The following is a 24,875-nucleotide window of genomic DNA, read 5'->3' as shown; positions in this document are numbered from 1 at the left end:
CCCCATAAAGGTGACACGGTTACTGTTAAAAAACGGGGCGCATTATAGCGCCCTTATTTAAGACCCGAACCTATTCGCCCTGAACCCAATGCATAGCTTCGGACACCTGGCTGCCATCGTATGCGCGAACTTCTGCTGCTACGAAGTGGTTGGCTATTTTCGGAAGCAGGTCAGCCATTTCGGAATCACTACAGATTGCTACCCGCTTGATTTGACGATGATGGTCGCGGACAAATTTAAGATGAGCCGCCAAAGCGGCAAAGTCCGCCCACCAGGGGAAAAATTCCGCATGTACTACCAGGCCATTGAGATGATCATGGCTGGCCAGATATGCATCCACTGTACTGGTCGCCTCAGCAAAGTCGGCTTCGGTCAACTGTTCCGCCGGTTCAAGCAAGCAAACGCCAATATCGTCAAACAGGGTACAACTCATCATGGTGATTTCTCCTTGTTATTGTCGGGACCTGACCCCAGATAACAGTCTAGTACTGACAGGGGTCATCTATCCAGCGAGAAGTGCTGTACAATAAACGACCAATCCGTCTCTTGCCCAAGCTGCGTTTGACCAATAATAATCAGCTACACTTTCGACCTTGTCGATCGACAACAACCAACCGATACCTATGGAGTTATCAATGGCAATCAAAATCCAGCCTGTGGACGAGAAAAGCCGCAAACCTGTTCCAAAAGAGCTGGGTTTTGGCGGAGTATTCTCCAATCACATGTTTACCCAGGACTATTCCAATGGCGAATGGCACGACGCCACCGTTGGCCCCTATGGCCCATTCACCCTGGATCCTGCGTGCGCTGTACTTCACTATGCCCAGGAAATTTTTGAGGGCATGAAGGCCTATCGCCGCCCTGATGGCAATATCAACCTGTTCCGCCCTTACGAGAATGCCCGTCGTTTTAACAACTCGGCTGTGCGCATGGCCATGCCAACTGTCGACGAAGATGTATTTGTTGAGTCTGTTGCAGAATTGGTCAAGCTGGATCAGGAGTGGGTACCCTCTGAACCGGGTTCGGCTTACTACATTCGTCCAACCATGATCGCCACCCAGAATGCATTGGGCGTTATGCCTTCCAGCAGCTACAAGCACTATGTGATTGGCGGACCGGTAGGCCCTTATTTCAAAGGGGGCTTTAACCCGGTTGGCGTTTACATCTCCGACACTTACCGCCGTGCCGTTAAAGGTGGCGTTGGTGAAGCGAAAACAGGCGGCAACTATGCCTCAAGCCTGTTTGTTGGCAAACAGGCCGCCGAACGCGGCTACTCCCAGGTGCTGTGGCTGGATGCTATCGAAGGTCGCTACGTGGAAGAAGTGGGTGCGATGAACATCATGTTCGTCTACGGCAATAAGATCATTACACCGAAACTTTCAGGCAGCATTCTGCCCGGCATTACGCGTAAATCAGTGATCGAGCTGGCTCGCGACCTTGGTTACGAAGTGTCTGAAGAGACCATTGATATCAACGACGTACTGCGCGACATCAAGTCTGGAGCTATCACTGAAGTGTTTGGTTGCGGTACAGCTGCGGTTATTGCGCCAGTTGGAAAACTCGGCATGAAGGATGACGAGTTCCTGATCAACGGCAATGAGACCGGTCCGGTGGCCAAGCGTATCTACGATGAGCTGACCGGCATTCAGTACGGTACCAAGGAAGACAAGTTTGGCTGGACCCAGGTCATCGAAGTTTCCTGAACCAATCCCAAGCCATAAAAAAACCGGAGCCCATGCTCCGGTTTTTTTATGGGGAAAACAGCATTACTCAACTGCACTCAGCTGATAGCGAGATACTCGACTGCCCCCTTCACGCTTGGCTGTATACATTGCAAAATCTGCACAGCGAATCATCTTATCGACACAATGAATTTTCTGTGTGGAATGGACGATTCCTATACTGGCACCCAATCGAAAGACTTTTTCAGCAACCAGAATATCCGCTTCCAGTTCAGCCAACATGCGCACCCCCATCTGCTCCGGTTCCAAGGGCTCAGCCTGAAGAATTATGGCAAATTCGTCACCCCCGATACGGGCTACCATATCGCTTTCGCGACTGCAGCGACTAAATCTCAAAGCGATCTCCTGCAGTACCTGATCACCAATACCGTGGCCGTACTTATCATTGATCGCCTTGAAGCCGTCGAGGTCAAGGTACAACAGCGCGAAGGGGATGTCGTGACGACGAAACTGCGCCATAACCAGATTTAATTCGTTGATGAAAGCAGCACGATTGTTAAGGCCTGTCAGGGAATCCCGATGAGCCATATCTTCCAAGCGCATCTGGATAGCCCGCTGCTCAGTCACATCACGGGCTATGGCATATAACAAGCCGTCTTCTGTGGGGGCAGGGCAATCCCAGGATAACCAGACTGTACTCTGATCCTTACGCATGTATCGGTTTTCAAAACAGATGGTCTGGATACCGGACGTCAGGCGGTCCAGCTCCTTCATTGTGGCGTCCCGGTCATCGGGGTGGATAAAGTGATAAAAAGGCTTACTCAACAGTTCGTGCTGTGTGTAACCCAATTTACGCTCAAAAGAGGGGTTTACACGCCGAAAGTAGCCGCTGGTATCGGCGATACAGAGCATGTCGTTGGACATTCGAAAAAAGACTTCCAGGTCACCAACCGAGTTTTCGGGCATACCACTCTCTTAATTTTTTATGGGTCGTCTTCAAAAATTAGTCACTTTTCTTGAGCTGTTCCACAGTTCTGCATGCCGATTAACCGGAAAAACGATACGTCTGTCCCTGATCCCGAACAATTTCAGCAAAACGCTGCAAAGCCGGACCTGCATTTTCCCGGTCAGCGAACACCATTCTCAGTGGCACATCTCGAGTACTGCCACTGGCTACCTTGACAACCACCAGCTCTCCACTGTCCAAATAGGGTTGGGCGACGTGGTGGGGAATAAAAGCATAGCCAAGCCCAGCAACCAGTAGACGAACCGATTGCTGAAAATGACTAACCGTCCAGCGTTGCTCCGCGCCAAGCCATCCGGCGTCCAGTCTGCGACGTGGTCCCGAGTCGCGCACAACAAACTGACGATGCAGTTTCAGGTCTCCTTCACGAGCCGGTGACTCAAGTTTGGCCAGTGGGTGATCTGGCGCAGCGACGGCGACAAACTGAACCTGACAAATCGGCTCGGATAAATAGCCTGTCGGCAAAACTCCACCAAGTGCCAAATCAGCATGGCCATGGACAATAGCGTCAGTGGTTCCGGAAAGAGAGCCTTCCAGTAGTTCAATGCGGGTATGGCGGGATTCTGGGGCAAACTGCTTGAGCACATTAATCAGTAGGGTCTGTGGAACAATCACATCCACCATAATGCGAATTTCCGGCTCCCAGCCAGCCGCCAGGTCAATGGCCGCCTGCTCCAGCGATTGCGCCTCGGAAACCAGTGTTTGGGCACGACGTGCTACCAGCTCTCCCGCCTCGGTTAATACCGCCTTCCGCCCCTGTTGCTCAAATACCGCAACACCCAGCTGCTCTTGCAATCGAGCCATCGCGTAGCTGACCGTCGACTGGCTCTTCAACAGCCTGTCTGCTGCCGCCGCAAAACTGCCGTACTCAACGACTGCCAGCAGAATACGCCACTGTTCCAGAGTAACTTTTGGGGTCGTCAATAGTTTTTTCATCTAGATATTCGATATTAATGATCTATATTCACCGGTTTATGAGCATGATTTTAGATGTAATCTCACTGTCGTTCCATTGGCTAACACCATTGATACGCCTTCAGGAGGTTATTATGAACCGCATACTTTCTCTGCAAACCAGTCTGTTTGACAGCAATAGCGCCTCTCGCAGCCTGTCGATCGAGTTTATTGAACAGCTTCGCCAGAAATACCCGCATACTACTGTCACTGAACGCGATTTGGCCAAACAGCCGATCGCCCATCTGACCGCCGACTCATTCAGCGGGTTTGGATTGCCGGAAGACCAGCGGTCCGAATCGCAACAGCAGGCAGCAAAGCTATCCGATGAGCTGATCGCGGAGCTGCAGGCCAGCGACGTTATTGTTCTGGGGCTGCCGCTCTACAACTTCGGGATTCCATCGACGCTAAAGTCCTGGATCGACCATATCGCCCGCGCCGGGGTCACCTTTCGCTACACCGAGAATGGACCGCAGGGATTATTGAACGGGAAGAAGCTCTATGTCATCGCCACCCGCGGTGGCCAATACGCCGGCACACCGGCAGACACCCAAACTGATTACATTCGCAATTTCTACTCATTCCTCGGCATTACCGACATTGAATTTGTCTACGCAGAAGGACTGGCTATGGGAGAAATTCGCGATCAGTCGCTGTCTCAAGCCAGTGAAATGTTGCACCATAAAGCTGCTGCCTGATGTGAGAACCCTCTCATGAAAAACACCTCGAAGAGTTATGGCTTGATGGCCAAATTGCTGCATTGGCTGATGGCCGTGGTAATTATCGGTATGTTCTGGCTTGGGCTGGAGATGATGGGTCGGGATTACTACGACCCGCTCTACCGCACCCTGCCACACTGGCACAAAAGTATCGGTATTTTACTGTTCGCGGTGCTGGTGTTCAGATTGGTGTGGCGCTGGACAAGTGTGGAACCGGAGCCAGAAGGCAGCGCCCTTGAACGCAACATCGCCCGTTGGGTGCATCGCTGCTTCTATCTGTTGATCCTGGCGATCATGGTCTCCGGTTACCTTATTTCCACCGCCGATGGCCGCGCAATTGAGGTATTCAGCTGGTTCAGCGTACCGGCCACAATAACCGACATACCCCATCAGGAGGATATTGCCGGTGAAATTCACGAAGTGCTGGCCTGGCTGGTAATAGGCCTTGCCGCCCTTCATGCACTGGCTGCTCTCAAGCATCACTTTATCAACAAAGACAACACGCTCAGAAAAATGACTTTTTCCAACAGGAGAACCCCATGAAAACCTTGAAAAATTTAGCAATTGCCGGCTTTACTGCCCTGTTGTTTGGCTCAGCCCTGCCAGCCAGCGCGCAGACCTACAAGATTGATACCAAAGGCGCTCACGCTTTTATTCAGTTTTCCATCCAACATCTGGGCTATAGCTGGCTCAACGGCCGTTTCAATAGTTTTGACGGTCACTTTGTCTACGACGAAGCCAACCCCTCCGTCTCCAGCGTTGAAGTGGAAATAGATGTTGCCAGCATAGACAGCATGCACGCTGAGCGCGACAAACACCTGCGCAGTGACGAATACCTGAATGTAGAAAAGTACCCGACAGCTTCATTCAAGAGCACCGCATTCAAAGACAGTGGTGATGGCAAGGCTTCTCTCATCGGCAACTTGACCCTGCGCGGCGTTACCAAGGAAATCTCCATTGCGGTGGAAAAAGTCGGCTCCGGCGAATCCCCCTGGATCAAAGGTGCAACACACGCCGGTTTCCGCGGCACTGTGGCACTGAAGCTCGCCGACTTTGGCATGAAGCCTGTTGGCCCTGCCGACACAGTCTTCATGACTCTGGATGTGGAAGGAATTCATATGCCTGAATAAGTGATTGGCTTCGCCACGTCACATTCCAGATCGTCAAAGCCGTCATTTCCGCGCAGGCGGAAATCCATAACACCGAATACAATTCACGATGGATCCCCGCTTACGCGGGGATGACAACCAATTGGCTATTTGAAATAGTCTCTGAAATTCGCCCCGGTTTTTGTTTGATACTCCATAGCGTGATAGCATCCGCGGCTGTTTTTCACCAATGGTCGATCCCTCTTTCATGCGCGTACTTATTGTCAAACTCAGCTCCATGGGTGATCTGGTGCAGGCCCTTCCGGCGCTAACCGATGCTCGAAGAGCCATTCCCGATATCAAGTTTGACTGGGTAGTGGATCAGGCATTTGCGGAAATTCCGCGCTGGCATTCAGCAGTGGGCAACACTATCCCCACCGCTCACCGGCGCTGGAAGAAACAGCTTTTTAAAACCCTGAAAAGCGGTGAGCTGAAATCCTTCAAACAGCAACTTCAATCGGTTGAGTATGACTGTGTAATCGACGCACAGGGCAACCATAAAAGTGCGGTCGTTACAGCACTGGCTAATGGCAACAAATGCGGCTTCGACAAGGCCACCGCACGGGAATACGGCGCCCACTGGGCCTATCACCGCCACTTCCACCTGCCTCGCCAGCAACTGGCTATCACTCGCTTGCGCAAACTGTTTGCCCAGTCTCTGGGCTACGAACTGCCAGATACCGCACCGGACTTTGGCCTGGTCGACCGACAGTGGCCACAACCGGCAATAGATCTTCCCGAGCAACAATTTTTGATGTTTGTCCACAATGCCAGCTGGACCAACAAGTGCTGGCCGGAAATTCACTGGCGTCATCTGATTGATATAGCCGGTCAGCAGAATTACCGGGTTTTGCTGCCTTGGGGTTCCGCTGAAGAAGAAGCGCGTGCCCACCGGCTGGCTCAGGGTTATGACCATGCGATGGTGTTACCGCGACTGCCGCTCTCTGAACTGGCGTTTCTGTTCAGTATAAGCAGCGGCGCAATCTGTGTAGATACTGGTCTGGCCCATATTGCAGCGGCGCTGGATGTACCAACACTCACCCTGTACGGCCCCACCGATCCAGCGTTAATCGGTGCCACCGGCAATAATGCCGAGCAAAAAGTGGCACCGGGATTTTCCTGTACGCCCTGCTACAAGCGTTTTTGTCAGGTGGACAGTTACCGCGGTCCGGAGGCGCAATGCCTGAACGGCGTTGCCGCCGATCAGGTGTGGCAGGAATTCGATGTACTGCGCTCGCGAACGATTAACTTGCCCGAGTAGGTGAGGCTATTTTAACCGGCGGGAACAAAGTCTTCCCGCTTGTGGTAATCCACCGGGATAGCTTTGGTCAGTTTCGGCTGAATATTTTTCAGGTAGTTGGCCATAAAGTGCTCGTCGACACTCTCATTGCCCAGGTTGTTCCAGAACGAATCCAGTGAATCCTTCATTGCCTGATGCTGTGGCAAGTAAACAAAATACTCCGCCTCCAACAGAATCACTTCGCGGCCAAAGTGCTCGTAATGACCGTGCAGGGAGTCCAGCAATGTGGTGGGCGGCACCAATGGCACCAGATCATTTTCGTCCACCACCCGCAACAGAGGCAGAAATTCCCAGGCTTTGGCTCCTTCACTGTTGGTGACTTTGGGTTGGCCGAAGTTGATTGACGGCCCGAGCTGATAACCATCCTGGTGCAGATACATCATCAGCAGTGTACTGATCGCCGCACCCAGTGAGTGGCCGGTAACCTTCACCTCCATGTCCTTGTCGAGATGCGGTAGCAAGTCAGCGTAAAGCTTACTGGTATCGCTATCAAAGCCGCGATGTACACGAATACCCAGCTTGCTATTCAATTCCGGCAGGTACTCGGCATCCTGTTTGAAGTTGGCAAGGTTATCAGTGCCGCGAACTGTGACTACCTGCAGATTCTGCTCTGGGAAATGCTCGACAAAATACTGAACATCCGTACCAGCCACTTGTGCCACTCGCACTGTTTGAGGAAAAGCGCGGCGAATTTCCGCTTCTGATTGATACGCTGCCTTGGCGCGCTCTGCATACCAGAGCACTTCTTTAAAATTAACTTTTTGGTCACTCATCGCACTCTCCTTGTGATGCTCAGATGCAGGTTGGTTTTTTTCGACTGGCAAGCAGCCTGCCAGTAATGTCATAAACACGGCAACCAGCCAGCCAGTTCGGCCAGCCAAATTGATTTGAGGCATGGATGTTCCTTATTGAGATGAATTGTTGTTATTGAGTGTTATTTTTAGTGATTATCCGGCTCAGTTGCCGTGAAAGAGGTCAAAAAACGGCACTACCGAAAAGTAAATAATCGCCGCTGCCAACGCCATCAGGGCTATAACCGGTAGCGGATTGGCGCAGATTTTTTGCCACAGATTGGGGTGCTCACCCTGCGCTCGTGACTGTTCGTATTCAGCGCGAACCCGGCGACTCCGCTCCGCTTGATACTCTTCCAGCAACGCTTTAGCTTCCAACAGACGACTGTCGTCATGCAGCCAGATCGCTTCCACCGATATCCCCCAATTGCCACCCGGCGTTTCGTAAAAATCGATTTGGTGATCATCCAGCAACTGGCGAACCTCCTGTGCCTCGTCGGCAGGGACGTTGTTGAGTTTAAACAACAGCTTAGCCATGACTCAGATGGCCTCCAGCGCTTCGGCGAGGGTTTTCGCGGCGATAACCTGCATACCATTAATGGGCTGTTTGGGAGCATTACCGGCTGGCACAATGGCGCGCTTGAAGCCGTGTTTGGCTGCCTCGCGCAAACGCTCGGCTCCACTGGGTACCGGGCGCAGCTCACCGGAGAGCCCCACTTCGCCAAAGGCAATCAATTCCCGTGGCAGTGTGTTGTCGCGAAAGCTCGACACCACAGCAAGTAACAGTGGCAGGTCGGCACTGGTTTCCACCACTTTTACGCCACCAACCATATTTACAAATACATCCTGATCCGCCGCCATAATGCCACCATGGCGATGCAGTACCGCCAGCAGCATGGCCAGGCGATTGTGATCCAACCCCACCACTACGCGGCGTGGATTGTTGAATGGACTCTCATCTACCAGTGCCTGCAATTCCACCAACAGAGGTCGGGTACCTTCCCACACTACAGTCACTACGCTGCCGGAAGCTACTTCGTCGGCGCGACTGAGAAAAATGGCCGACGGGTTGTGCACCTCTTTCAAGCCGGTTTCAGTCATCGCAAACACCCCCAGCTCATTCACGGCCCCAAAGCGGTTTTTGATGCCGCGCAGGGTGCGAAAGCGACTGTCGGCTGAGCCTTCCAGCATCAATGAGCAGTCAATCATGTGCTCCAGGACTTTAGGGCCAGCCAGTGAGCCATCCTTGGTGACATGACCGATCAGCAGCAGTACTGTGCCGGTTTGCTTGGCAAAGCGAACCAGCTGGGCGGCGCTCTCACGAACCTGGGAGACACTGCCGGGTGCGGATTGAATATCAGCCAGGTGCATAACCTGAATGGAGTCCACTACCAGAATTTTGGGGCGAGTTTGCTGGGCGGTATTACAGATCGTTTCAACGCTGGTTTCCGCCATGATCTGCAACTTGTCAGTGGGCAGCCCCAGACGTTGCGCACGCATTGCTACCTGCTGAGGCGACTCTTCACCGGTAACATAGAGGGTGTCCTGGGATTGGGCGAGAAAACAGAGGGTCTGCAGCAACAGAGTACTTTTGCCCGCTCCCGGTTCGCCACCGATCAGTACACAGGAACCGGGTACCAGCCCGCCTCCCAGCACCAGATCAAATTCGCGCATTCCGGAACCGATTCTGGGCACTTCATCCAGGGCTATTTCCGACAGCCGCTTTACTTCACCATCGGCGGCACCAGCGTAGCCGGCACCGTTATTGGCAGCGCGCGGCGCCTTGGCAAAGCGCATTTCGGCGAGTGTATTCCAGGCGCCGCAGTCACTGCACTGGCCCTGCCACTTGCTGTAGTCAGAGCCGCAGTCGCTGCAGACGTAGGCGGTTTTTTGTTTGGCCATCAGCACTCCCTGTGAGTAGGGTCAAATTATTAGAGCCTAGAGGCTGTTTCATAACGTAACGAGCGCCGGTAAGACAAGGCAAAAAGTGGCGAAAAAGCGGAGTCTACTGAAGTAAATGAGCATTTTGAGCCACTTTTTAACGCCGTATTACCAAGCGCAGTAGTTATGAAAGGCATCTAATCATACCGCAGGGAAAAGCGCACAAATATACGGCGATCAAAATCGTTGGTGGGATTAAACTCGTGGTAGCTGCTGCCAAAAAGGTTTTGGCCAATCAGTTCGATTTGCGCCTGGCCGCGACCAATTGTGAAGTCTCGAGCCACCCGCCCATCAATCCGGTCATAGCTGTCCAGATCAGCACCCCACACCTGCCAGGCCATTTCACCCAGGTAGTAGTAGTTCAAAGACGCCTGCCAACCTTCACCAAATTCATGTGACAGTGAAAGCGCTGCTGTATCGCGGGGCGTCGCGGGGGATTGCTGGATAGCTCTCAAAGCACCCGGAATTGAGTCCTGCTCCACTGGCGTATAACTGTAGGCCGCCCAGAGTCGGCCACCCTGCCAGGGTTTGTAATCGATATTGATCTCGGCGCCATGAATGTGGGTTTCGCCGGCATCAATGCGAACAAAGGATCCGGGATTAATGATGGAGACCAACTCCGGAACCGTTGGATCCAGTACCTCACTGATTTCGCGATCTATGGCCTCATGGAACAGTTTGACATCAGCATTCATCTTGCCATCCAGCCAACTGCCCACATAACCCAGCTCATAGCTGGTTATTTTCTCCGGCTGCTGTACTGACTGGAAGCCAACAAATGCCTCCAGCACTTGTCCGCTTAAGGTTTTGACACCAATGCCATTGAATGCCTCACCCATGGTTGGCGAACGCATTCCCTCGGAATAGCTGGCCCTGAAAGTCTGGTCCGGCGTGAACTGGTAATTGGCCCCCAACCTAAAAGAGCGGTTGCCACTGGCGAGATCGCCATCTTCAAACAATCCGCCGACATTAAACAACCAGTTCCCATTGCGCTGTTCCCAGTTGGCAAAGACCCGGGCGCTGTAATCCTTGTAGTAATCGGGGGACTGCATAGCCAGCACCCCTTTCATGCTGTTTTTACGAACCCCGGCTCCATACACCAGGCGACTGCTGTCAGAGGGCGAATGGGTATGTTTAAACTCAAAATCGAGTCGCTCGGAGTGAAAATCATAGATGCCCACCCCTACCGGTTCGTCCTCTATTCCTTCCGGCAGATAGCCCAAAAACTCAGACACTGTTCCCAGGTAGAGACGATCGTCAGTGCGGTTTCGGTTGTAGCTGAATTGCGCATACCAGTCGCTCTGTGGGGATTGCAGCTGATTCCAGCGCATAATCAGGTGGCTTTCATTAACATCCATCTCACCGACCGGATCAATGACCGGTATACCACCGCCTCCGCGACCAGCCGGCCCTTCGGCATGGCCCATCTGCCAGTCCAGACTCTGCAGTGGGGAAAACTGGTAATGGCCTTTAAAGCGAAGTGCTCCGGCCTCCACCTGATCGTTGACGCCGTCAAACCCCTCGGTGGTGAAATAGGTAAGCCCGAGCTGATAGTCCAACTGCACATCGCTATGGCTGTATCGCAAGCTGTGCAACTGTTGGTCCTGGCTGCCAAAACTGGAGGTTACTTCCAGGTCAGGAGCAGTGGCCGGGTCACGAGTGATCACATTGATCACCCCGACAAACGAGTTGGAGCCATAGGTGGCACTCGCAGGACCACGCACTACTTCGATGCGCTCAATATCGTGAACGGTAATACCAAGCCTATCCCAGTCGATAATGCCAAACTGGGAGCCCAGCGCTACCCTGCCATCCACCAGAACTTGCATGCGGCGGGACAGACCATCGCTTTGACCGTGATACGTTGTCGCCGGGTAGTGGTGACGAAAGGTCATACCGACCTGCATGCCTGGAACCAGTCTGAGAAGATCGTAAACTTCTACAGCACCTGAGGCCCGAATCAATTGCTGGTCAATGACCGTTACTGATACGGGGGCTTCGGCTACGGATTGAGGCAAACGGGTTGGGGTAATAACGGTTGGAATACCGGCCAACAGATCTTCTTCAGTAAAATCGTCAGAGGCAGTAGCTGCTTCGCAGCCAAGAGCCAGCACTATGGTCAAACAACTGGCGAGTGGTTTCCTTTGCAACAGTCCAGGCAAATAATTAAGGCATCCCTGATAAATGCTTGATATCAAAAGGCGTACTCTTTCTTCGGTTTATTTATTTTTCATGGCAAGTTTACTTTGCCCGACCTAATGACAACAACCTCTTAAAGCGACCAGATTTTCGAGGGACATTCACTTTTTGGCTGCAAAACAATGCCTCAGTCAAGTTGCCAGCTAAAGCGCAGGAACTGCCTCTGGCCAAATTGGTTGGCTGGAGTAAATTCGCTGTAACTACTGCCTACAATATTTTGTGCAATCCACTCGATTCGAAATCGGCTTCTCTCTACCGTGAAGTCTTTCGCCACTCGCAAATCAACTCGATCATAGGTTTCGGTATCTCCCCCAAAGAAGAACCAGGCCATACGATCCCGGTAATAGTACCCGGCACTGAGCTGCCAACCCGAGGAGAAATCCAGACTCCAGAGCGCACTGGCTGTGAGCGTAGGAGTACCACTGTGCGAATAGGCCCCACGCACCGCACCGACTGGCAATTGCTGGTCTGCATCGGCATATGCATATGACAGCCAGAGTCTACCGGCGCTGCCCATGTTCAGGTCGAGATTGCCCTCAACACCCTGAATATTTGTGCTGCCACCATTAACGCGATAGATAACTCCATTGGGATTGCCATTTACTGCACCAAACAGGTTGGACAGTTCGCACGCTGATGAAGCGATGTAACAGGGAACAAAGTGTTCCTGTATTTCGTTGCGAATCTGTTCACGGTACAGCTTCACTTCTGTCGAAAGTCTTCCATCCAGCCACCAGCCCACATAACCCAGTTCATGTGTTGTGATTCGCTCGGGAGTAAGATCGCCAGGTACCTCCACAAATCGCTCTAGCGTAAAACCATCCTCGCTCTTGAGAGCAATTTCGTGGTTGGCCTCCCCAATAAAAGGATGACGCCAGCCTCGAGCAGCGCTGGCTCGCAGTCGGTGGTTTTCGGCCAGTCGATAATTAATCCCAATGCGGGGCGAAACATCGCCAGCAGTCATATCACCTCCCTCAAACATGGCCCCCGCATTGACCAGCCAATCCCCCAGGCGGTATTCCCAGTTACCATAAACTCGACTGCTCAAATCATCAAAATAGGCTCCTTCCTGCAACACCAGGTGGCCCTTGATTCGATTTTTGCGTACTCCCGCCCCCCAGGCCAATCGGGCTTTATCTCCAAACACAAGGGTTTGCTGGAATTCCATATCGAGCCGGTCAGCGTGATAGTCGTATGGACCAGCCATCGTCTGCTGACCGAGAAATTCGCTGTCGAACTCTATCCCTGTTAACGCAGAGAAATCATCGAGATACTGCTGCTGGTCTACAGCGTCTATTCCCCCGGCAGCCAGCACATCCGAAACAGTGCCAATCGTGTTGCGATCATCGCGGCGGGTACGGTCGTAACTAAACTGCAGATACCACTCATTGTCAGGGGAGCGCGCTTCAGTAAAGCGTAAAACACTGTGCTGCTCAGCCACCTGTTTATAACCCAATGGATCAGGCAGTGAACCATTCCCACCTCGTCCGGAAGGACCAGAAGCGTGACCCACCTGAAACTCCAGCAATTGACTGCCCGGGAACAAATAGCGGCCTTGTAAACGAGCCCCTACCACAGCGACATCACTATTGCCGTTGGGAAAACCATCACTATGGAGGTAATTAGCCGAGGCGGTGTATTCGAGTCGCTCACCGATATAACGGTAACGGGAGCCGGTGATCTGGGTATCTTCACTACCAGCAGTAGCAAACCACTCAATGCGTGCCGACTGTACAGGATCGCGAGTGACTATATTGATCGCCCCGACAAAAGCATTGGATCCGTAACTGGCACTGGCTGGCCCCCTGACCACCTCGATGCGCTCTATATCCTGTACAGTGATCCCCAATCGATCCCAGTCGGTCAATCCAAATTGGGAGGTAAAGGCGGTGCGGCCATCCACCAACACCTGCATACGCCGAGATAAGCCGTCGGTCTGACCGTGGTAAGTAATGGCCGTGTGGTGATCACGCCAGGACAAGCCGACCTGAAACCCGGGCACCAGACGAAACAGGTCCCCAATCTCTGTGAAACCAGAGGCATCAATCAGCTTGCGATCCAGTATGGTAATGGATGCCGGGGTATCGACTACCGTTTGCGGAAGTCTTGTTGCCGACATAACCAGAGGCAAGCCCTGCAGAAAGTCGCTCTCGTTAAGTGACTCGTCCAAACCATCGGCCTGCACAGAGGCACACCAAAATGGTAGAGCAACCCCGACGATTCGAATTACACCATTTGACCTCAGGAACAGCGTATTTTTAATCTTATTATTTGCGCTCATGATGATCGCATCCCTGTGTGAAAATCCACAAAGCCGATAAGTGTACTCCGTCACATTGTGAACGCAATAGACTCGCTGGTCAGGGGTCAGCTTTAACCCAAAAACAGCCAAATTTCTGATACAGTGGCGCCATGTCTTTACTCCCCGAAAAACCTCTGGTCATCTCTCCTTCCCTGGCTGCCACAATTGGCCTGGAGGAGGCCACTTTGTTGCATGTGCTGAGTGATATCGCGCTGTTTCACAGCGTTGAGCAGCGCAATGGTTACGACTGGGTGGAAATCAGTGGTGAACAACTTCAGCAGTTTGTGCCCTTTTGGCAACCTCGGGATATTCAACGCATCAGCCAGAACCTTCGCGATCAGGGGATTATCCTGATCGGGTCAGCCCCATTTGCCAGCAGCAACAGCTTGCGGTTTGCGATCAATCAAGGGCGCCCTGCTCAACGGGCCCCACATTCATCGCCGGCCAGCACACGAAATGCCAACTTTATAGACCACCGTTGGCAACCGGAGGAGGAGTTGTTGCGGCAACTGGCCCAGTACAGCATTCCCAGGGAATTTGCTCTTGAGCAAGTGCCGGAATTTGTGACCTACTGGAGCGAACGGGGCGAACCGCAACGCAGCTGGGGATCGAAATTTATCAAACAGGTTCTTCGACTGTGGCGCGAGCAACAGACCGAGCAGAGCCGCAAAAATCGCGAGCAGGGTATGTTCCCGGAATGGCGCCCTTCACAGGATGCCTTCGAGATTCTCACTCGCCAGGCAGGCATCAGCGCCAACTTTATTGAAGATGCTATTCCCGAATTTGTACTCTACTGGTGCGAACGCGGCGAGCGCTCCTCCACCTGGAATTCACGCTTTATTCTGCATATCAAACGCCAGTGGGCCCGTTACACGGCAGTAATCCAGAACGATGCTGAGCCACGAACGATCCCCGCCGACTGGCGCCCGGACGAAACCGTGTTTGAGGTGCTGGCACTGGCCAATATCGACCGCCAATTTGCCGAGCGCCAGGTCGCCGAGTTTGTTATTTACTGGAAAGATACCGGCCGAGCCGAAAGTTCCTGGAACACCCGCTTCCTGCAAAACGTAAAACGCAACTGGGCGAACCGGATCGCCCTGCCAACCACCGCGAGTCAAACCCATGAAACAGGGAAACGATCTTATTCATCAGGCAGTACAAGAGCTCGAGAACTCATCGACGACCTCAGCGACCGCAGCTGGGCAAGTTGATCGCGACACTCTGATCGATACCATCAATCAGGTGTTCACCCTGTTCCGGTTGAACTATCACAACCAGTACTACAGCGCCTACCCGGATACCGAGCAGCTCAACCAGAATAAGAAATTGTGGCTGGACAGCCTGTCCAAATACGCGCCGGAGCAGATTTTGCGCGCCGCCAAGGTAGCCATTGAAGAGTGCGAATACCTGCCCAATCTGCACCGCATGAACGAACTGTGCCGCGCACAAGGACCGGGCAAAGGGTTGCCCAGTGCTCGCGACGCCTATCAGGAGGCCTGCAACGCACCTTCACCTAAAGCTGCCTATGCATGGTCCCATCCGGCGGTTTACCACGCCGCCCTCGACAGCGGCTGGTATCTGCTCGCCAATGAAATTGAGAGTAAGGCCTTTCCGGTGTTTGAAAAGAAATACCGCGAGGTCTGCAATCGCGTGCTGGCTGGTGAAGAACTGATCGTTGAACCGCCCGCACTGCTTGAAGAAAAACCCAGCACACCATTGCCAAAATCGGAAAGCAAGAAGAAATTGGCGGACATCAAAAAGCTGTTGGATTAAAAAACAAGCTTAATTAAAAAGGCGAGCCATATGGCTCGCCTTTTTAGATTAAAGAGAAAACTCAGGAATCGTCTTTCTCTTTTTGTTTATCCTTGCTTTTCTCTTTGGCTTTTTCCTTGTCTTTTACTTTGCTCTTGGCAGACTCGTCAGGATCACTGCCCCACTCCCAGAACTTCCACCATTTACGGCTGTGTTCCTCTCGCTTGGCCTGACCTGTTTCCGACCCTTTATCGAGCTCTTTGCGCTCCTGCTCGGATTTTTTCTCCTGCTGCTTGGCCATTCCGCCGCCATGATCGTCGTCAGAGTCCATCTCTTCACGATCGGGCTTCATCTCGTCGCCTTTTTTCTCACCTTTTTCCCGCTCGGGTTTAGGCGGCTTTTTATCCGGATGTTCACGCTGTTCCATTTTTGCGGGCTTCTCCGGTTTGGCTTTGCCCGGTTTTTCACCTCGATCAGCCAAAGCTGGAAGCATCAACGCGACCGACACCAGCAATACCAATAATTTAAAAATCGATCTCATCATAATCTCCAATAATCAGGACTCACTGTTTTGATGATAGAGATGCACATCCCGCTGCGGGAACGGAATGGAAACACCTTCGGCATCGAAACGTTTTTTCACCGCTTCGGTGACATCAAAGAACACGTTCCAGTAATCCTCTTTCTTGACCCAGGGGCGCACAACAAAGTTGACACTGCTGTCGGCCAGGGCGCTTACTGCAATTTTCACTTCCGGATCTTTCAGAATGCGTTCATCACCATCGACAATGCTGCGCAGAATGCCGCTGGCCTTGTCGATATCATCCTGGTAGCTGATGCCAAACACCATATCCACACGACGGGTGTCGTGAGCGGAATAATTGGTAATAGTGCCACCCATGGCCTGGGAGTTGGGTACGATTACCTGCTTATTATCCGGTGTCGCAAGCTCGGTGGTAAACACCTGAATCTTTTTCACCGTACCGGAAGTGCCTGCCAGTTCGACAAAGTCACCGATTCGGAACGGTTTGAAAATAAGGATCAACACTCCGGATGCAAAGTTGGACAGTGAACCCTGTAATGCCAAGCCCACTGCCAGGCCTGCAGCACCCAGAATGGCAACAAAGGAGGTGGTAGCAACACCGACTTCAGACAATGCCGCAACCACTACAAAAGCCACCAGGCCGTAGTAGATAAGGCTGCTGACAAAGCTGGTTACTGCCGGATCGACCTGTTTCCTGGTCATCACAGTGTTTAACAGACTTCGTACTCGCCTTGAAACCCAGATACCTATAACCAGGATAGCAATTGCATAGAGAACACCCGGCAATGCCTCCTGAACCTGATTCATTAATTCACTCAAAAAACCTTCCATTGTTACTCCTTATTTTTCATTCGTGCTTAGAGATACCGACTAAGTATAGTCACAAGAGACGACCATCAAATACTGTATGTTGCATCTTCAGCATCTTTTTAGCGGCATAAAAAACCCCACAATAGTGGGGCTTTTTACAAGGTGGCGAGATGGTGTCAGTCAACAACTTCCACCGCATCGACTTTCTGGAAGCCCCGCGGCAGTTTATGGCCGCGTCTGCCACGCTCTCCGATATAGTGCTCCAGGTCGCTGCGTTTCAAACCAATATGGCGCTTACCGGAGTAAACCTTGACCTGCTGGCCTTCACCGAGAGTTACCGCTGCCACCATAAACTCCTCACGGCTCTGCACACGGGCGCCGGGAATGCTGAGGATCTTGTTGCCCTTACCGCGTGCCAGCTCCGGAAGTTCACTGACCGGGAATGCCAGCATGCGACCTTCATTGCTGATCGCCACCAGCATATCGGTTTCCGGATTGGCAATAGTCAGCGGCGCCATCACACGTCCACCTTTCGGCACACTCAGCGATGCCTTACCGGCTTTGTTCTTGCTGTACAGATCACCCAGTCGACCGATAAATCCATAGCCAGCATCGGTGCACATCAGTATCGGCTGTTTGTCATCGCCCATCAGCACGCCTTCAAAGGTAGCCCCGGACGGCGCATTGAGCCGGCCGGTTACCGGCTCACCCTGGCCTCGCGCCGATGGTAAGGTGTGGGCAGCCAGAGAGTAACTGCGTCCGGTGGAATCCAGCAGGATTACATTCTGGTTGCTGCGCCCCTTGGCAGCGAGTGCAAAACCGTCGCCGGCTTTATAGCTTAGTGCTGTCGGGTCGATATCGTGACCTTTGGCAGCGCGAATCCAGCCTTTTTGCGACAGCACTACGGTAATTGGGTCTGAGCTCAACAGATCAGTTTCCGAGAATGCTTTAGCCTCACTGCGTTCCACCAGCGGCGAGCGGCGCTCGTCGCCAAACTCTTCAGCGGCGGCCAACAGTTCTTTCTTCACCAGGGTTTTCAGTCGCGCAGCGGAGCCGAGAATCAGTTCCAGCTTTTCTTTTTCCTGCTGCAGCTCGTCCTGCTCGGCGCGAATTTTCATCTCTTCCAGGCGTGCCAACTGGCGCAACTTGGTGTCGAGAATGTAATCGGCCTGCACGTCGGTGAGCTTGAATCGCGCCATCAACACCGCTTTGGGTTCGTCCTCGGTGCGAATGATATGAATCACTTCATCGATATTGAGGAACGCTACCAGCAAACCTTCCAACAGGTGGAGGCGCTTGTTGACCTTGTCCAGGCGGTATTCAAGACGACGGCGAGTAGTCTCGGTGCGAAACTCCAACCACTCGCCAAGAATGCGGTTGAGCGGTTTCACGCCCGGCTTGCCGTCGATACCGATCATGTTGAGGTTGATACGGTAGTTTCTCTCCAGATCGGTAGAGGCAAACAGGTGATTCATCAGCTGTTCGAGGTCGATGCGGTTGGAACGCGGAACAATTACCAGTCGCGTGGGGTTTTCGTGATCCGACTCGTCGCGCAGATCTGCCACCATCGGCAATTTTTTCGCCTGCATCTGGGCGGCAATCTGCTCAAGCACCTTGGAGCCAGAAGCCTGGTATGGCAGCGCAGTAACGACAATGTCGCCATCTTCCTTGTGCCACACCGCGCGCATTTTCAGCGAGCCACGGCCACTCTCGTAGACTTTTTGAATCTCATCGCGCGGAGTAATGATTTCCGCATTGGTAGGAAAGTCCGGAGCCTGAATAAACTCACACAGTTCCGCCACCGACGCCTTGGGGTTTTCCAGCAAGTGAACCGTAGCTGTGACCACTTCATTGAGATTGTGGGGCGGAATATCGGTGGCCATACCCACCGCAATACCGGTGGTGCCGTTGAGCAGTACATTGGGCACTCGCGCCGGCAACACTTCCGGCTCGTCCATGGTACCGTCGAAGTTGGGTACCCAATTCACCGTACCCTGACCCAGTTCCGAGAGCAACGCCTCGGCATACTTGGTCAGCTTCGACTCGGTGTAACGCATCGCCGCAAACGACTTTGGATCGTCCGGCGAACCCCAGTTACCCTGGCCATCCACAAGCGGGTAACGGTAACTGAAAGGCTGTGCCATCAGCACCATCGCCTCGTAGGCGGCGCTGTCACCGTGCGGGTGGAATTTACCAATCACGTCACCGACGGTACGGGCAGATTTTTTGTACTTGGCCGTGGCCTTCAGGCCCAATTCACTCATCGCGTAAACGATTCGACGCTGCACCGGCTTGAGGCCATCGCCAATATGCGGCAGTGCGCGGTCGAGAATAACGTACATGGAGTAATCGAGATAAGCCTTCTCGGCAAAGCTGCTGAGCCGGGCCTTCTCAATACCATCCGGGTCAATATTTATAATATCTGTCATTTATTGTCGCCAACTTTAATGCTGTCTGTATCAGTGTTGCCTATTTGTCTTGCTTAACAAGCAGGCTCTGTCAGTGCTTTTTGCTTCCCTGAAAATAGAGTGACACGGGAATATACCCTTGCTTATCTTTAAAGACTGCCTCGGGCACATCCAGGGTTAATCTATGCTGGCCAGCCTTAACCTCACCTAGCTTAATAATACGAATTTTGATCCGATCGCCGGGACACCAATTACTGAACGACTGCCAGTTTTTTGGTGTCTTCATATACCGGCCGTAAATGCCGTTACCCTGTGTATTGAACTGGCGAAACGGTTCGCAGCTTTTCCGCCCCGGTGTGTATTCGTGAACCAGGGAGCCATCGAAGTAGACCAAATGTTGACGGCGATTATATTCTTCGCCACCGCTATTGGCGCCGTGATTGGAGGTAATCAGCACCAACTGGGCATTGTGAGTATCCACTGGCACCTTTATTTCAAAGGTTTTCTTACTCACTCCAAGTTGGTCACTGGCACCTTGTTTGTAGTTGTTCAGGTGTTGCTGAAAACTCAATGGCAAAAAGACATCAAAGTTATTTGCTGCTTCACCACTATCGGTAGTCAACGACATCCATCCCTGAAACGTATCCATACGTCCTTTGCAACCGGCTACCTCTTTGCGACCTGCCCCAGTACTGCCAAACACCTGGAACTCAACCCAGAAATCATTGTTTGCCAGCAGGGAGACATCTTTCAGGATGGGCACAATATGATCGATATTAAATCGGTAAGGCACCTTATCTGGCTGCTTGTTCTTATTCATAAAGGGCGTGATAAAGCGTCCTAATTCTATGCGCTCCACTTTATCCGGATCGTAGCGGTCCGCACCTTTGGGCACCATCGCCAGATGCACGCTCCCAATGCGATCATAGTTGTCACAAAGTGCGCCGATTGTTACTTCTAGAGTCAATGAATCGCGCAGCAGTGCGAGCTTATCGGCACCTAGCCGAGTACTGTAGAGTGTGCTTTTCAACCGTATTAACCCTTCCGGGACCGGCTCGGCAATCGACTTGGCATAACCGTCGTAAAAAACCACGCCATTATAGAGCTCAATTGACGTGGACTTTTTTCCCTCTTCGGCCTGAGTCGTAGAAACCCCAACCACAACGGCAAATAGTAAAGCTGTAATCAAGCGCATAACTTCCCCCTCATAAAACGTAAATAATGCGAAAGTAATCTTTATTGGTTTGTTTTTTTCACTGCCGCCATGGTCAGGCGGGATATGCAGGTCAGGCGTCCACGTTCATCTTCGATTCGAATGTCCCATACCTGTGATGTTCTGCCCCTGTAAGCGAGGCGTGCGGTGCCAGTCACCACGCCACTGCGCACTCCGCGCACGTGGTTGGCGTTTATCTCCTGACCGACGCAGTAAAGCTTGCTGCTGTCCACCACCAAATTTGCTCCCAAGGAGCCCAGGGTTTCAGCCAGCACTACATTGCTACCACCATGCACCAGCCCTTCCGGTTGAAAGGTGCGGTGATCTGCCGGCATGGTGCCGCGAATAAAATCGTCTCCCACCTCGGTTATCTGTATGCCCAACTGCTCACAGGCGGTGCCTGTTATTCGCTGATTGAGACGTTTTAGATCGACTGCCTGTGGGTTAAACCAGATGTTGTTTGCTGAAACCACCATTTACACCTCCGCCAGGTCGCCTTTGGATTCCAGCCAGCTCTTGCGGTCTGAAGCGCGCTTTTTGGCCAGCAGCATATCCATAATCTGGTTGGTGTCGTCGCCGGGTTCGATGGTGAGTTGCACCAGTCGGCGGGTATCCGGGTCCATGGTGGTTTCACGCAACTGCAACGGGTTCATTTCACCCAGGCCTTTAAAGCGCTGCACGTTGACTTTACCGCGCTTGCCCTCGGCCTGAATGCGATCCAGTACGCCCTGTTTTTCATACTCGTCGAGGGCGTAGTAAACATCCTTGCCGAGGTCGATGCGATACAGCGGCGGCATTGCTACATACACATGCCCTTCCTGCACCAGCTTGCGAAAGTGACGCACAAACAGCGCGCAGATCAGGGTGGCGATGTGGGCACCGTCGGAGTCGGCATCGGCAAGAATACAGACTTTGTCATAGCGCAGCCCGCTGAGGTCGTCGCTGGCAGGATCAATACCCAACGCCACCGCAATATCGTGAACTTCCTGTGAGGCAAGGATCTCCTGGGAGTCGACTTCCCAGGTATTGAGGATCTTTCCTCGCAGCGGCAGGATGGCCTGGTTTTCGCGATTGCGGGCCTGTTTGGCGGATCCACCCGCCGAGTCCCCTTCCACCAGAAACAGTTCGCTGCGACTGGGGTCATCACCAGAACAATCCGCTAGTTTGCCCGGCAGCGCCGGCCCCTGGGTGACTTTTTTACGGGCCACTTTCTTGCTGGCACGCATCCGTTTCTGGGCGTTGCTGATACACAGATCGGCCAGCTTCTCTGCATCTTCGGTGTGCTGGTTCAGCCACAGGCTAAAGGCGTCTTTCACCACCCCTGAGACAAACGCCGCTGCTTCGCGGGAAGAGAGTCGCTCTTTGGTCTGCCCGGAAAACTGCGGGTCGGCCAGCTTGGATGAGAGCACGTAACAGCACTTGTCCCAGATATCATCCGGTGTCAATTTGACGCCACGGGGCAGCAGATTACGGAATTCACAGAACTCCCGCATTGCTTCCAGCAGTCCCGTGCGCAAACCGTTGACGTGCGTACCGCCCTGGGCGGTAGGAATCAGGTTAACGTAGCTCTCCTGGGTCAGCTCACCGCCTTCAGGCAGCCACTGCACCGCCCAGTCCACTGCTTCGGTTTGGGCCGAAAAGGTGCCCAGGAACGGCTCGGCTGGCAGTACTTCCCAACCTTGGGTGGCGCTGGTCAGGTAGTCATTCAGACCATCTTCGTAGCACCACTCTTCCAATTCTCCACTGGCTTCGTCTTTAAAAGTGACCTGCAAGCCGGCGCACAATACCGCTTTGGCGCGAAGCACATGCTTGAGGCGCGGAATCGAGAACTTTATCGAATCGAAATATTTCGGGTCGGCCTGAAAGCGCACTGAGGTGCCGGTATTGCGCTTGCCGCAGCTGTCGATCACTTTCAGGTCTGAGTACTTTTCGCCATTGGCAAAAGCGATCTGGTGGACCTGGCCGTCGCGGCGAATGGTCACTTCCAGTTTTAACGACAGTGCGTTTACTACCGACACCCCCACTCCGTGCAAACCGCCGGAGAACTGGTAGTTCTTATTGGAGAATTTACCGCCGGCATGAAGGGTGGAGAGAATTACCTCAACACCGGGCTTACCCTGTTCCGGGTGAATATCCACCGGCATACCGCGACCGTCGTCGGTCACTGACAGCGAACCGTCTTTGTGGAGGACGACCTCCACTTTTTTTGCGTGTCCAGCCAGGGCTTCATCGACTGAGTTGTCGATTACTTCCTGAGCCAGGTGATTGGGACGGGCAGTATCGGTGTACATGCCCGGGCGTTTTTTTACCGGATCAAGGCCGGTAAGGACTTCAATATCTTCAGCGGTATATTTGGTCATTCAGTAATACTTCGTAAGTTTATTGTGTAGCTATCCGAATATAATTTACTTCTTTTCATATGGTCGCACGTCTGGCGACGCACGTCGCACGCTTGCATGGCAGAGTTGCGATTCATTTATAAATTCTTTCTTGGTTATTTCCCGTTGCTTTAAAAAACTTTGTCACATTATGTCCGATGTGGTGCTTTTAGCGTGCGACATCTGACGTGCGTCGTGCGACCTCCTGCTACAAGGTTACCAAGCCAGGCTTAATTATTTCCCCCGAATAGGAACGCATAAATTTCCGGCAAAAATCGCTGGTAGTTCTGAAAGCTGTGATCCCCGCCTTGCTCGACGGTCATTTTGCCATCGCGGTATTTTTGTTCTGCGAGTCGATAATCCAACACTTCGTCCCCTGTCTGCAACAGGGTCCAGTAATTTTCTGGTGTCAGAAGTTGCTCCACCTCCAGTGCACGGTACTGTTCAATATGGTGAAGCTCCATAATCCATGACTCACCGGTATGGTAGTTAATGTTCTCTCCGAGGTAACGTTGCAGGCCGAGATATGGCTTTACCGCTGGATTTATCAGCACAGCGCGCAGACCATATTTTTCCGACAGATAAGTGGCGTAGTAACCACCCATTGAACTACCAGCCAGAGCTACCGGCTGCTTGCTTGCGTCAATATGGGCCTCAATTCGCGCCTCCAGATCGGCAATTGCCTCTTCCGGTATATTGCTCAATTGTGGACAGACAAAGGGGATATCCGGATGGTTTTCCGCCAGCCAGTTTTGAGTCTGAACTGCTTTATGTGATTGTGGAGAGCTGTTTAAGCCATGCAGATAGAGAAGCATATTGCTGCCAGTTGCCTGATAAGGCACCGATTATAGACGGCTGGCAGGGCGGGCTGTAACCCTTAATACCCGATACAGTGACGATCAAGCCCCTGATTGGCGGTCTCCAGCATCACGACACCTGTATCAATGCGACCATCTTCATAGAGATCAATCCAGCGATAGCCAGGGCCGCCGGCACCAATGGCAAACTCTTTACTGTTGGCAGCAAACTGAAAACAGGTTGAAGGGGCTGTGTAGATATCAATACCGTGGGATTTACCGACAAACTCCTGATGGACATGGCCAGTAAATATCGCGCGAACATTGCCACAATCCGCCAGGCGTTTGAGCATGTCTTCGCCATTTTCAATCTGCTGGGCATCTATCCACTCGCTGTTGACCGAGATGGGCGGGTGATGAACGAATACTGCAACCGGACCTTCGTGTTTCAAAGCTGCGGTGCAGGCAGCCAGCAACTCCTCTTCACTGATTCTGCCACCGACCTTGTTGACCTGTTTACTGTTGAGCATCAGTAACAGCCAGTTGCCAAAGCGCAGCTCTAACTGAAACGGAACCGACAGGGTTCGCTCCATCACTGAGGGTTCGTCGTGATTGCCTGGCAACCAGTGATACGGGCAAGGCAAGGCCGCCATTTGATCATCAAACGCTTGATAGGATTTTGCCTCACCGTGACCGGCAATATCCCCTGACGCAATAACACCTTGTGGCGCCAGGTCACTCTCGGCAACCTTTGCCACAATTGCTGCAAGGCTCTCCAACGTGCGAATACCAGCCAGACGGTAGCCCGGCTCAGTACCCAGGTGGGGGTCCGTAATCTGTATCAGACGCAAACCCTGTTTATTTCTGGATGCTCCGATTAATGCCATTGAGATTGCCTCACCCACTATGCCTT

23 protein-coding genes are annotated in these 24,875 nt (G+C 52.7%); 7 read left to right on the top strand and 16 right to left on the bottom strand.

Annotated elements, in window-relative coordinates; translation table 11 throughout:
* Positions 1-70: 70 nt before the first annotated feature.
* Entirely contained in the window at positions 71-436 is a 366-nt protein-coding gene (locus QP938_00910; protein WIO74495.1) for an STAS/SEC14 domain-containing protein, read from the bottom strand.
* Positions 437-635: 199 nt separating this feature from the next.
* Here QP938_00910 and QP938_00905 point away from each other — a divergent pair, with 199 nt between their 5' ends.
* Positions 636-1,703, top strand: coding sequence for a branched-chain amino acid aminotransferase (locus QP938_00905; GenBank protein WIO74494.1), 1,068 nt, complete (start codon positions 636-638; stop codon positions 1,701-1,703).
* A 63-nt stretch (positions 1,704-1,766) separates the two neighbouring features.
* Here QP938_00905 and QP938_00900 read toward each other — a convergent pair whose 3' ends face one another.
* On the bottom strand, positions 1,767-2,648 hold the full coding sequence (locus tag QP938_00900) for a sensor domain-containing diguanylate cyclase (protein WIO74493.1): 882 nt from the start codon (positions 2,646-2,648) through the stop codon (positions 1,767-1,769).
* A 79-nt stretch (positions 2,649-2,727) separates the two neighbouring features.
* On the bottom strand, positions 2,728-3,642 hold the full coding sequence (locus QP938_00895) for a LysR family transcriptional regulator (protein WIO74492.1): 915 nt from the start codon (positions 3,640-3,642) through the stop codon (positions 2,728-2,730).
* A 113-nt stretch (positions 3,643-3,755) separates the two neighbouring features.
* Here QP938_00895 and QP938_00890 point away from each other — a divergent pair, with 113 nt between their 5' ends.
* The 4 genes from QP938_00890 to waaC all read left to right on the top strand — a co-directional run bounded on the left by QP938_00890 (position 3,756) and on the right by waaC (position 6,788).
* Positions 3,756-4,358: an NAD(P)H-dependent oxidoreductase gene (locus tag QP938_00890; protein ID WIO74491.1), complete on the top strand. Its 603-nt coding sequence runs from the start codon at positions 3,756-3,758 to the stop codon at positions 4,356-4,358.
* A 15-nt stretch (positions 4,359-4,373) separates the two neighbouring features.
* The gene (locus QP938_00885) at positions 4,374-4,922 is read left to right on the top strand and encodes a cytochrome b (GenBank protein ID WIO74490.1); all 549 of its coding nucleotides are present in this window, start codon (positions 4,374-4,376) and stop codon (positions 4,920-4,922) included.
* A complete protein-coding gene (locus QP938_00880) occupies positions 4,919-5,509 on the top strand; it encodes a YceI family protein (GenBank protein ID WIO74489.1) in 591 nt (196 codons plus the stop codon). The genes QP938_00885 and QP938_00880 overlap by 4 nt, the downstream gene beginning before the upstream one ends.
* Before the next feature lie 226 nt (positions 5,510-5,735).
* Positions 5,736-6,788, top strand: coding sequence for a lipopolysaccharide heptosyltransferase I (waaC, locus tag QP938_00875; protein WIO74488.1), 1,053 nt, complete (start codon positions 5,736-5,738; stop codon positions 6,786-6,788).
* Positions 6,789-6,799: 11 nt separating this feature from the next.
* Here the strand turns inward: waaC and QP938_00870 are convergent, their stop codons facing one another.
* The 5 genes from QP938_00870 to QP938_00850 form a co-directional block, all read right to left on the bottom strand.
* Positions 6,800-7,723 carry a lipase family protein gene (locus QP938_00870; protein ID WIO74487.1) on the bottom strand — a complete coding sequence of 308 codons (924 nt, stop codon included), beginning with the start codon at positions 7,721-7,723 and terminating at the stop codon, positions 6,800-6,802.
* Between the two features lie 60 nt (positions 7,724-7,783).
* Positions 7,784-8,155, bottom strand: a complete 372-nt coding sequence (locus tag QP938_00865; protein ID WIO74486.1) for a DUF6164 family protein — start codon at positions 8,153-8,155, stop codon at positions 7,784-7,786.
* Between the two features lie 3 nt (positions 8,156-8,158).
* Positions 8,159-9,520 (bottom strand): DNA repair protein RadA, encoded by a 1,362-nt coding sequence (gene radA / locus QP938_00860; GenBank protein ID WIO74485.1) that lies wholly within the window; start codon positions 9,518-9,520, stop codon positions 8,159-8,161.
* Positions 9,521-9,696: 176 nt separating this feature from the next.
* Positions 9,697-11,757 (bottom strand): TonB-dependent receptor, encoded by a 2,061-nt coding sequence (locus QP938_00855; protein WIO74484.1) that lies wholly within the window; start codon positions 11,755-11,757, stop codon positions 9,697-9,699.
* A 128-nt stretch (positions 11,758-11,885) separates the two neighbouring features.
* Complete coding sequence (locus QP938_00850) at positions 11,886-14,039, bottom strand: TonB-dependent receptor (protein WIO74483.1); 2,154 nt, start codon at positions 14,037-14,039, stop codon at positions 11,886-11,888.
* A 131-nt stretch (positions 14,040-14,170) separates the two neighbouring features.
* Between QP938_00850 and QP938_00845 the strand changes: the two genes are divergently transcribed.
* Together QP938_00845 and QP938_00840 are read left to right on the top strand one after the other, a co-directional pair.
* On the top strand, positions 14,171-15,271 hold the full coding sequence (locus tag QP938_00845) for a DnaT-like ssDNA-binding domain-containing protein (protein WIO74482.1): 1,101 nt from the start codon (positions 14,171-14,173) through the stop codon (positions 15,269-15,271).
* Complete coding sequence (locus QP938_00840; protein ID WIO74481.1) at positions 15,183-15,833, top strand: replication protein P; 651 nt, start codon at positions 15,183-15,185, stop codon at positions 15,831-15,833. Before QP938_00845 ends, QP938_00840 begins: the two co-directional genes overlap by 89 nt.
* Positions 15,834-15,894: 61 nt before the next feature.
* Here QP938_00840 and QP938_00835 read toward each other — a convergent pair whose 3' ends face one another.
* The 8 genes from QP938_00835 to QP938_00800 all read right to left on the bottom strand — a co-directional run bounded on the left by QP938_00835 (position 15,895) and on the right by QP938_00800 (position 24,849).
* Complete coding sequence (locus QP938_00835; protein ID WIO74480.1) at positions 15,895-16,353, bottom strand: hypothetical protein; 459 nt, start codon at positions 16,351-16,353, stop codon at positions 15,895-15,897.
* A gap of 15 nt (positions 16,354-16,368) precedes the next feature.
* Complete coding sequence (locus tag QP938_00830) at positions 16,369-17,187, bottom strand: mechanosensitive ion channel (protein WIO74479.1); 819 nt, start codon at positions 17,185-17,187, stop codon at positions 16,369-16,371.
* A gap of 155 nt (positions 17,188-17,342) precedes the next feature.
* On the bottom strand, positions 17,343-19,595 hold the full coding sequence (gene parC / locus QP938_00825; GenBank protein WIO74478.1) for a DNA topoisomerase IV subunit A: 2,253 nt from the start codon (positions 19,593-19,595) through the stop codon (positions 17,343-17,345).
* Between the two features lie 70 nt (positions 19,596-19,665).
* Positions 19,666-20,769 (bottom strand): peptide-N-glycosidase F-related protein, encoded by a 1,104-nt coding sequence (locus QP938_00820; protein WIO74477.1) that lies wholly within the window; start codon positions 20,767-20,769, stop codon positions 19,666-19,668.
* A 41-nt stretch (positions 20,770-20,810) separates the two neighbouring features.
* Complete coding sequence (locus tag QP938_00815) at positions 20,811-21,263, bottom strand: hotdog fold thioesterase (GenBank protein WIO74476.1); 453 nt, start codon at positions 21,261-21,263, stop codon at positions 20,811-20,813.
* The gene (gene parE, locus QP938_00810) at positions 21,264-23,147 is read right to left on the bottom strand and encodes a DNA topoisomerase IV subunit B (GenBank protein WIO74475.1); all 1,884 of its coding nucleotides are present in this window, start codon (positions 23,145-23,147) and stop codon (positions 21,264-21,266) included.
* 248 nt (positions 23,148-23,395) lie between these two features.
* Positions 23,396-23,980 carry a YqiA/YcfP family alpha/beta fold hydrolase gene (locus tag QP938_00805; GenBank protein ID WIO74474.1) on the bottom strand — a complete coding sequence of 195 codons (585 nt, stop codon included), beginning with the start codon at positions 23,978-23,980 and terminating at the stop codon, positions 23,396-23,398.
* A gap of 62 nt (positions 23,981-24,042) precedes the next feature.
* Positions 24,043-24,849, bottom strand: coding sequence for a phosphodiesterase (locus QP938_00800; protein ID WIO74473.1), 807 nt, complete (start codon positions 24,847-24,849; stop codon positions 24,043-24,045).
* Between the last annotated feature and the right edge of the window lie 26 nt (positions 24,850-24,875).

Source organism: Porticoccaceae bacterium LTM1 (assembly GCA_030252795.1).
Lineage (GTDB): Bacteria > Pseudomonadota > Gammaproteobacteria > Pseudomonadales > Porticoccaceae > SCSIO-12696.
This window is presented reverse-complemented; position numbering and strand designations above follow the sequence as displayed.

What these genes read in the sequence shown, in the direction of transcription:
- QP938_00805 (WIO74474.1), bottom strand. Translation starts at nt 23,980, where the DNA reads ATGCTTCTCTATCTGCATGGCTTAAACAGCTCTCCACAATCACATAAA.
- QP938_00880 (WIO74489.1), top strand. Translation starts at nt 4,919, where the DNA reads ATGAAAACCTTGAAAAATTTAGCAATTGCCGGCTTTACTGCCCTGTTG.
- parE (WIO74475.1), bottom strand. Translation starts at nt 23,147, where the DNA reads ATGACCAAATATACCGCTGAAGATATTGAAGTCCTTACCGGCCTTGAT.
- QP938_00870 (WIO74487.1), bottom strand. Translation starts at nt 7,723, where the DNA reads ATGCCTCAAATCAATTTGGCTGGCCGAACTGGCTGGCTGGTTGCCGTG.
- QP938_00815 (WIO74476.1), bottom strand. Translation starts at nt 21,263, where the DNA reads ATGGTGGTTTCAGCAAACAACATCTGGTTTAACCCACAGGCAGTCGAT.
- radA (WIO74485.1), bottom strand. Translation starts at nt 9,520, where the DNA reads ATGGCCAAACAAAAAACCGCCTACGTCTGCAGCGACTGCGGCTCTGAC.
- QP938_00865 (WIO74486.1), bottom strand. Translation starts at nt 8,155, where the DNA reads ATGGCTAAGCTGTTGTTTAAACTCAACAACGTCCCTGCCGACGAGGCA.
- QP938_00895 (WIO74492.1), bottom strand. Translation starts at nt 3,642, where the DNA reads ATGAAAAAACTATTGACGACCCCAAAAGTTACTCTGGAACAGTGGCGT.
- QP938_00900 (WIO74493.1), bottom strand. Translation starts at nt 2,648, where the DNA reads ATGCCCGAAAACTCGGTTGGTGACCTGGAAGTCTTTTTTCGAATGTCC.
- QP938_00850 (WIO74483.1), bottom strand. Translation starts at nt 14,039, where the DNA reads ATGAGCGCAAATAATAAGATTAAAAATACGCTGTTCCTGAGGTCAAAT.
- QP938_00905 (WIO74494.1), top strand. Translation starts at nt 636, where the DNA reads ATGGCAATCAAAATCCAGCCTGTGGACGAGAAAAGCCGCAAACCTGTT.
- QP938_00800 (WIO74473.1), bottom strand. Translation starts at nt 24,849, where the DNA reads ATGGCATTAATCGGAGCATCCAGAAATAAACAGGGTTTGCGTCTGATA.
- QP938_00890 (WIO74491.1), top strand. Translation starts at nt 3,756, where the DNA reads ATGAACCGCATACTTTCTCTGCAAACCAGTCTGTTTGACAGCAATAGC.
- QP938_00845 (WIO74482.1), top strand. Translation starts at nt 14,171, where the DNA reads ATGTCTTTACTCCCCGAAAAACCTCTGGTCATCTCTCCTTCCCTGGCT.
- waaC (WIO74488.1), top strand. Translation starts at nt 5,736, where the DNA reads ATGCGCGTACTTATTGTCAAACTCAGCTCCATGGGTGATCTGGTGCAG.
- QP938_00885 (WIO74490.1), top strand. Translation starts at nt 4,374, where the DNA reads ATGAAAAACACCTCGAAGAGTTATGGCTTGATGGCCAAATTGCTGCAT.
- QP938_00910 (WIO74495.1), bottom strand. Translation starts at nt 436, where the DNA reads ATGATGAGTTGTACCCTGTTTGACGATATTGGCGTTTGCTTGCTTGAA.
- QP938_00835 (WIO74480.1), bottom strand. Translation starts at nt 16,353, where the DNA reads ATGAGATCGATTTTTAAATTATTGGTATTGCTGGTGTCGGTCGCGTTG.
- QP938_00820 (WIO74477.1), bottom strand. Translation starts at nt 20,769, where the DNA reads ATGCGCTTGATTACAGCTTTACTATTTGCCGTTGTGGTTGGGGTTTCT.
- QP938_00830 (WIO74479.1), bottom strand. Translation starts at nt 17,187, where the DNA reads ATGGAAGGTTTTTTGAGTGAATTAATGAATCAGGTTCAGGAGGCATTG.
- parC (WIO74478.1), bottom strand. Translation starts at nt 19,595, where the DNA reads ATGACAGATATTATAAATATTGACCCGGATGGTATTGAGAAGGCCCGG.
- QP938_00840 (WIO74481.1), top strand. Translation starts at nt 15,183, where the DNA reads ATGAAACAGGGAAACGATCTTATTCATCAGGCAGTACAAGAGCTCGAG.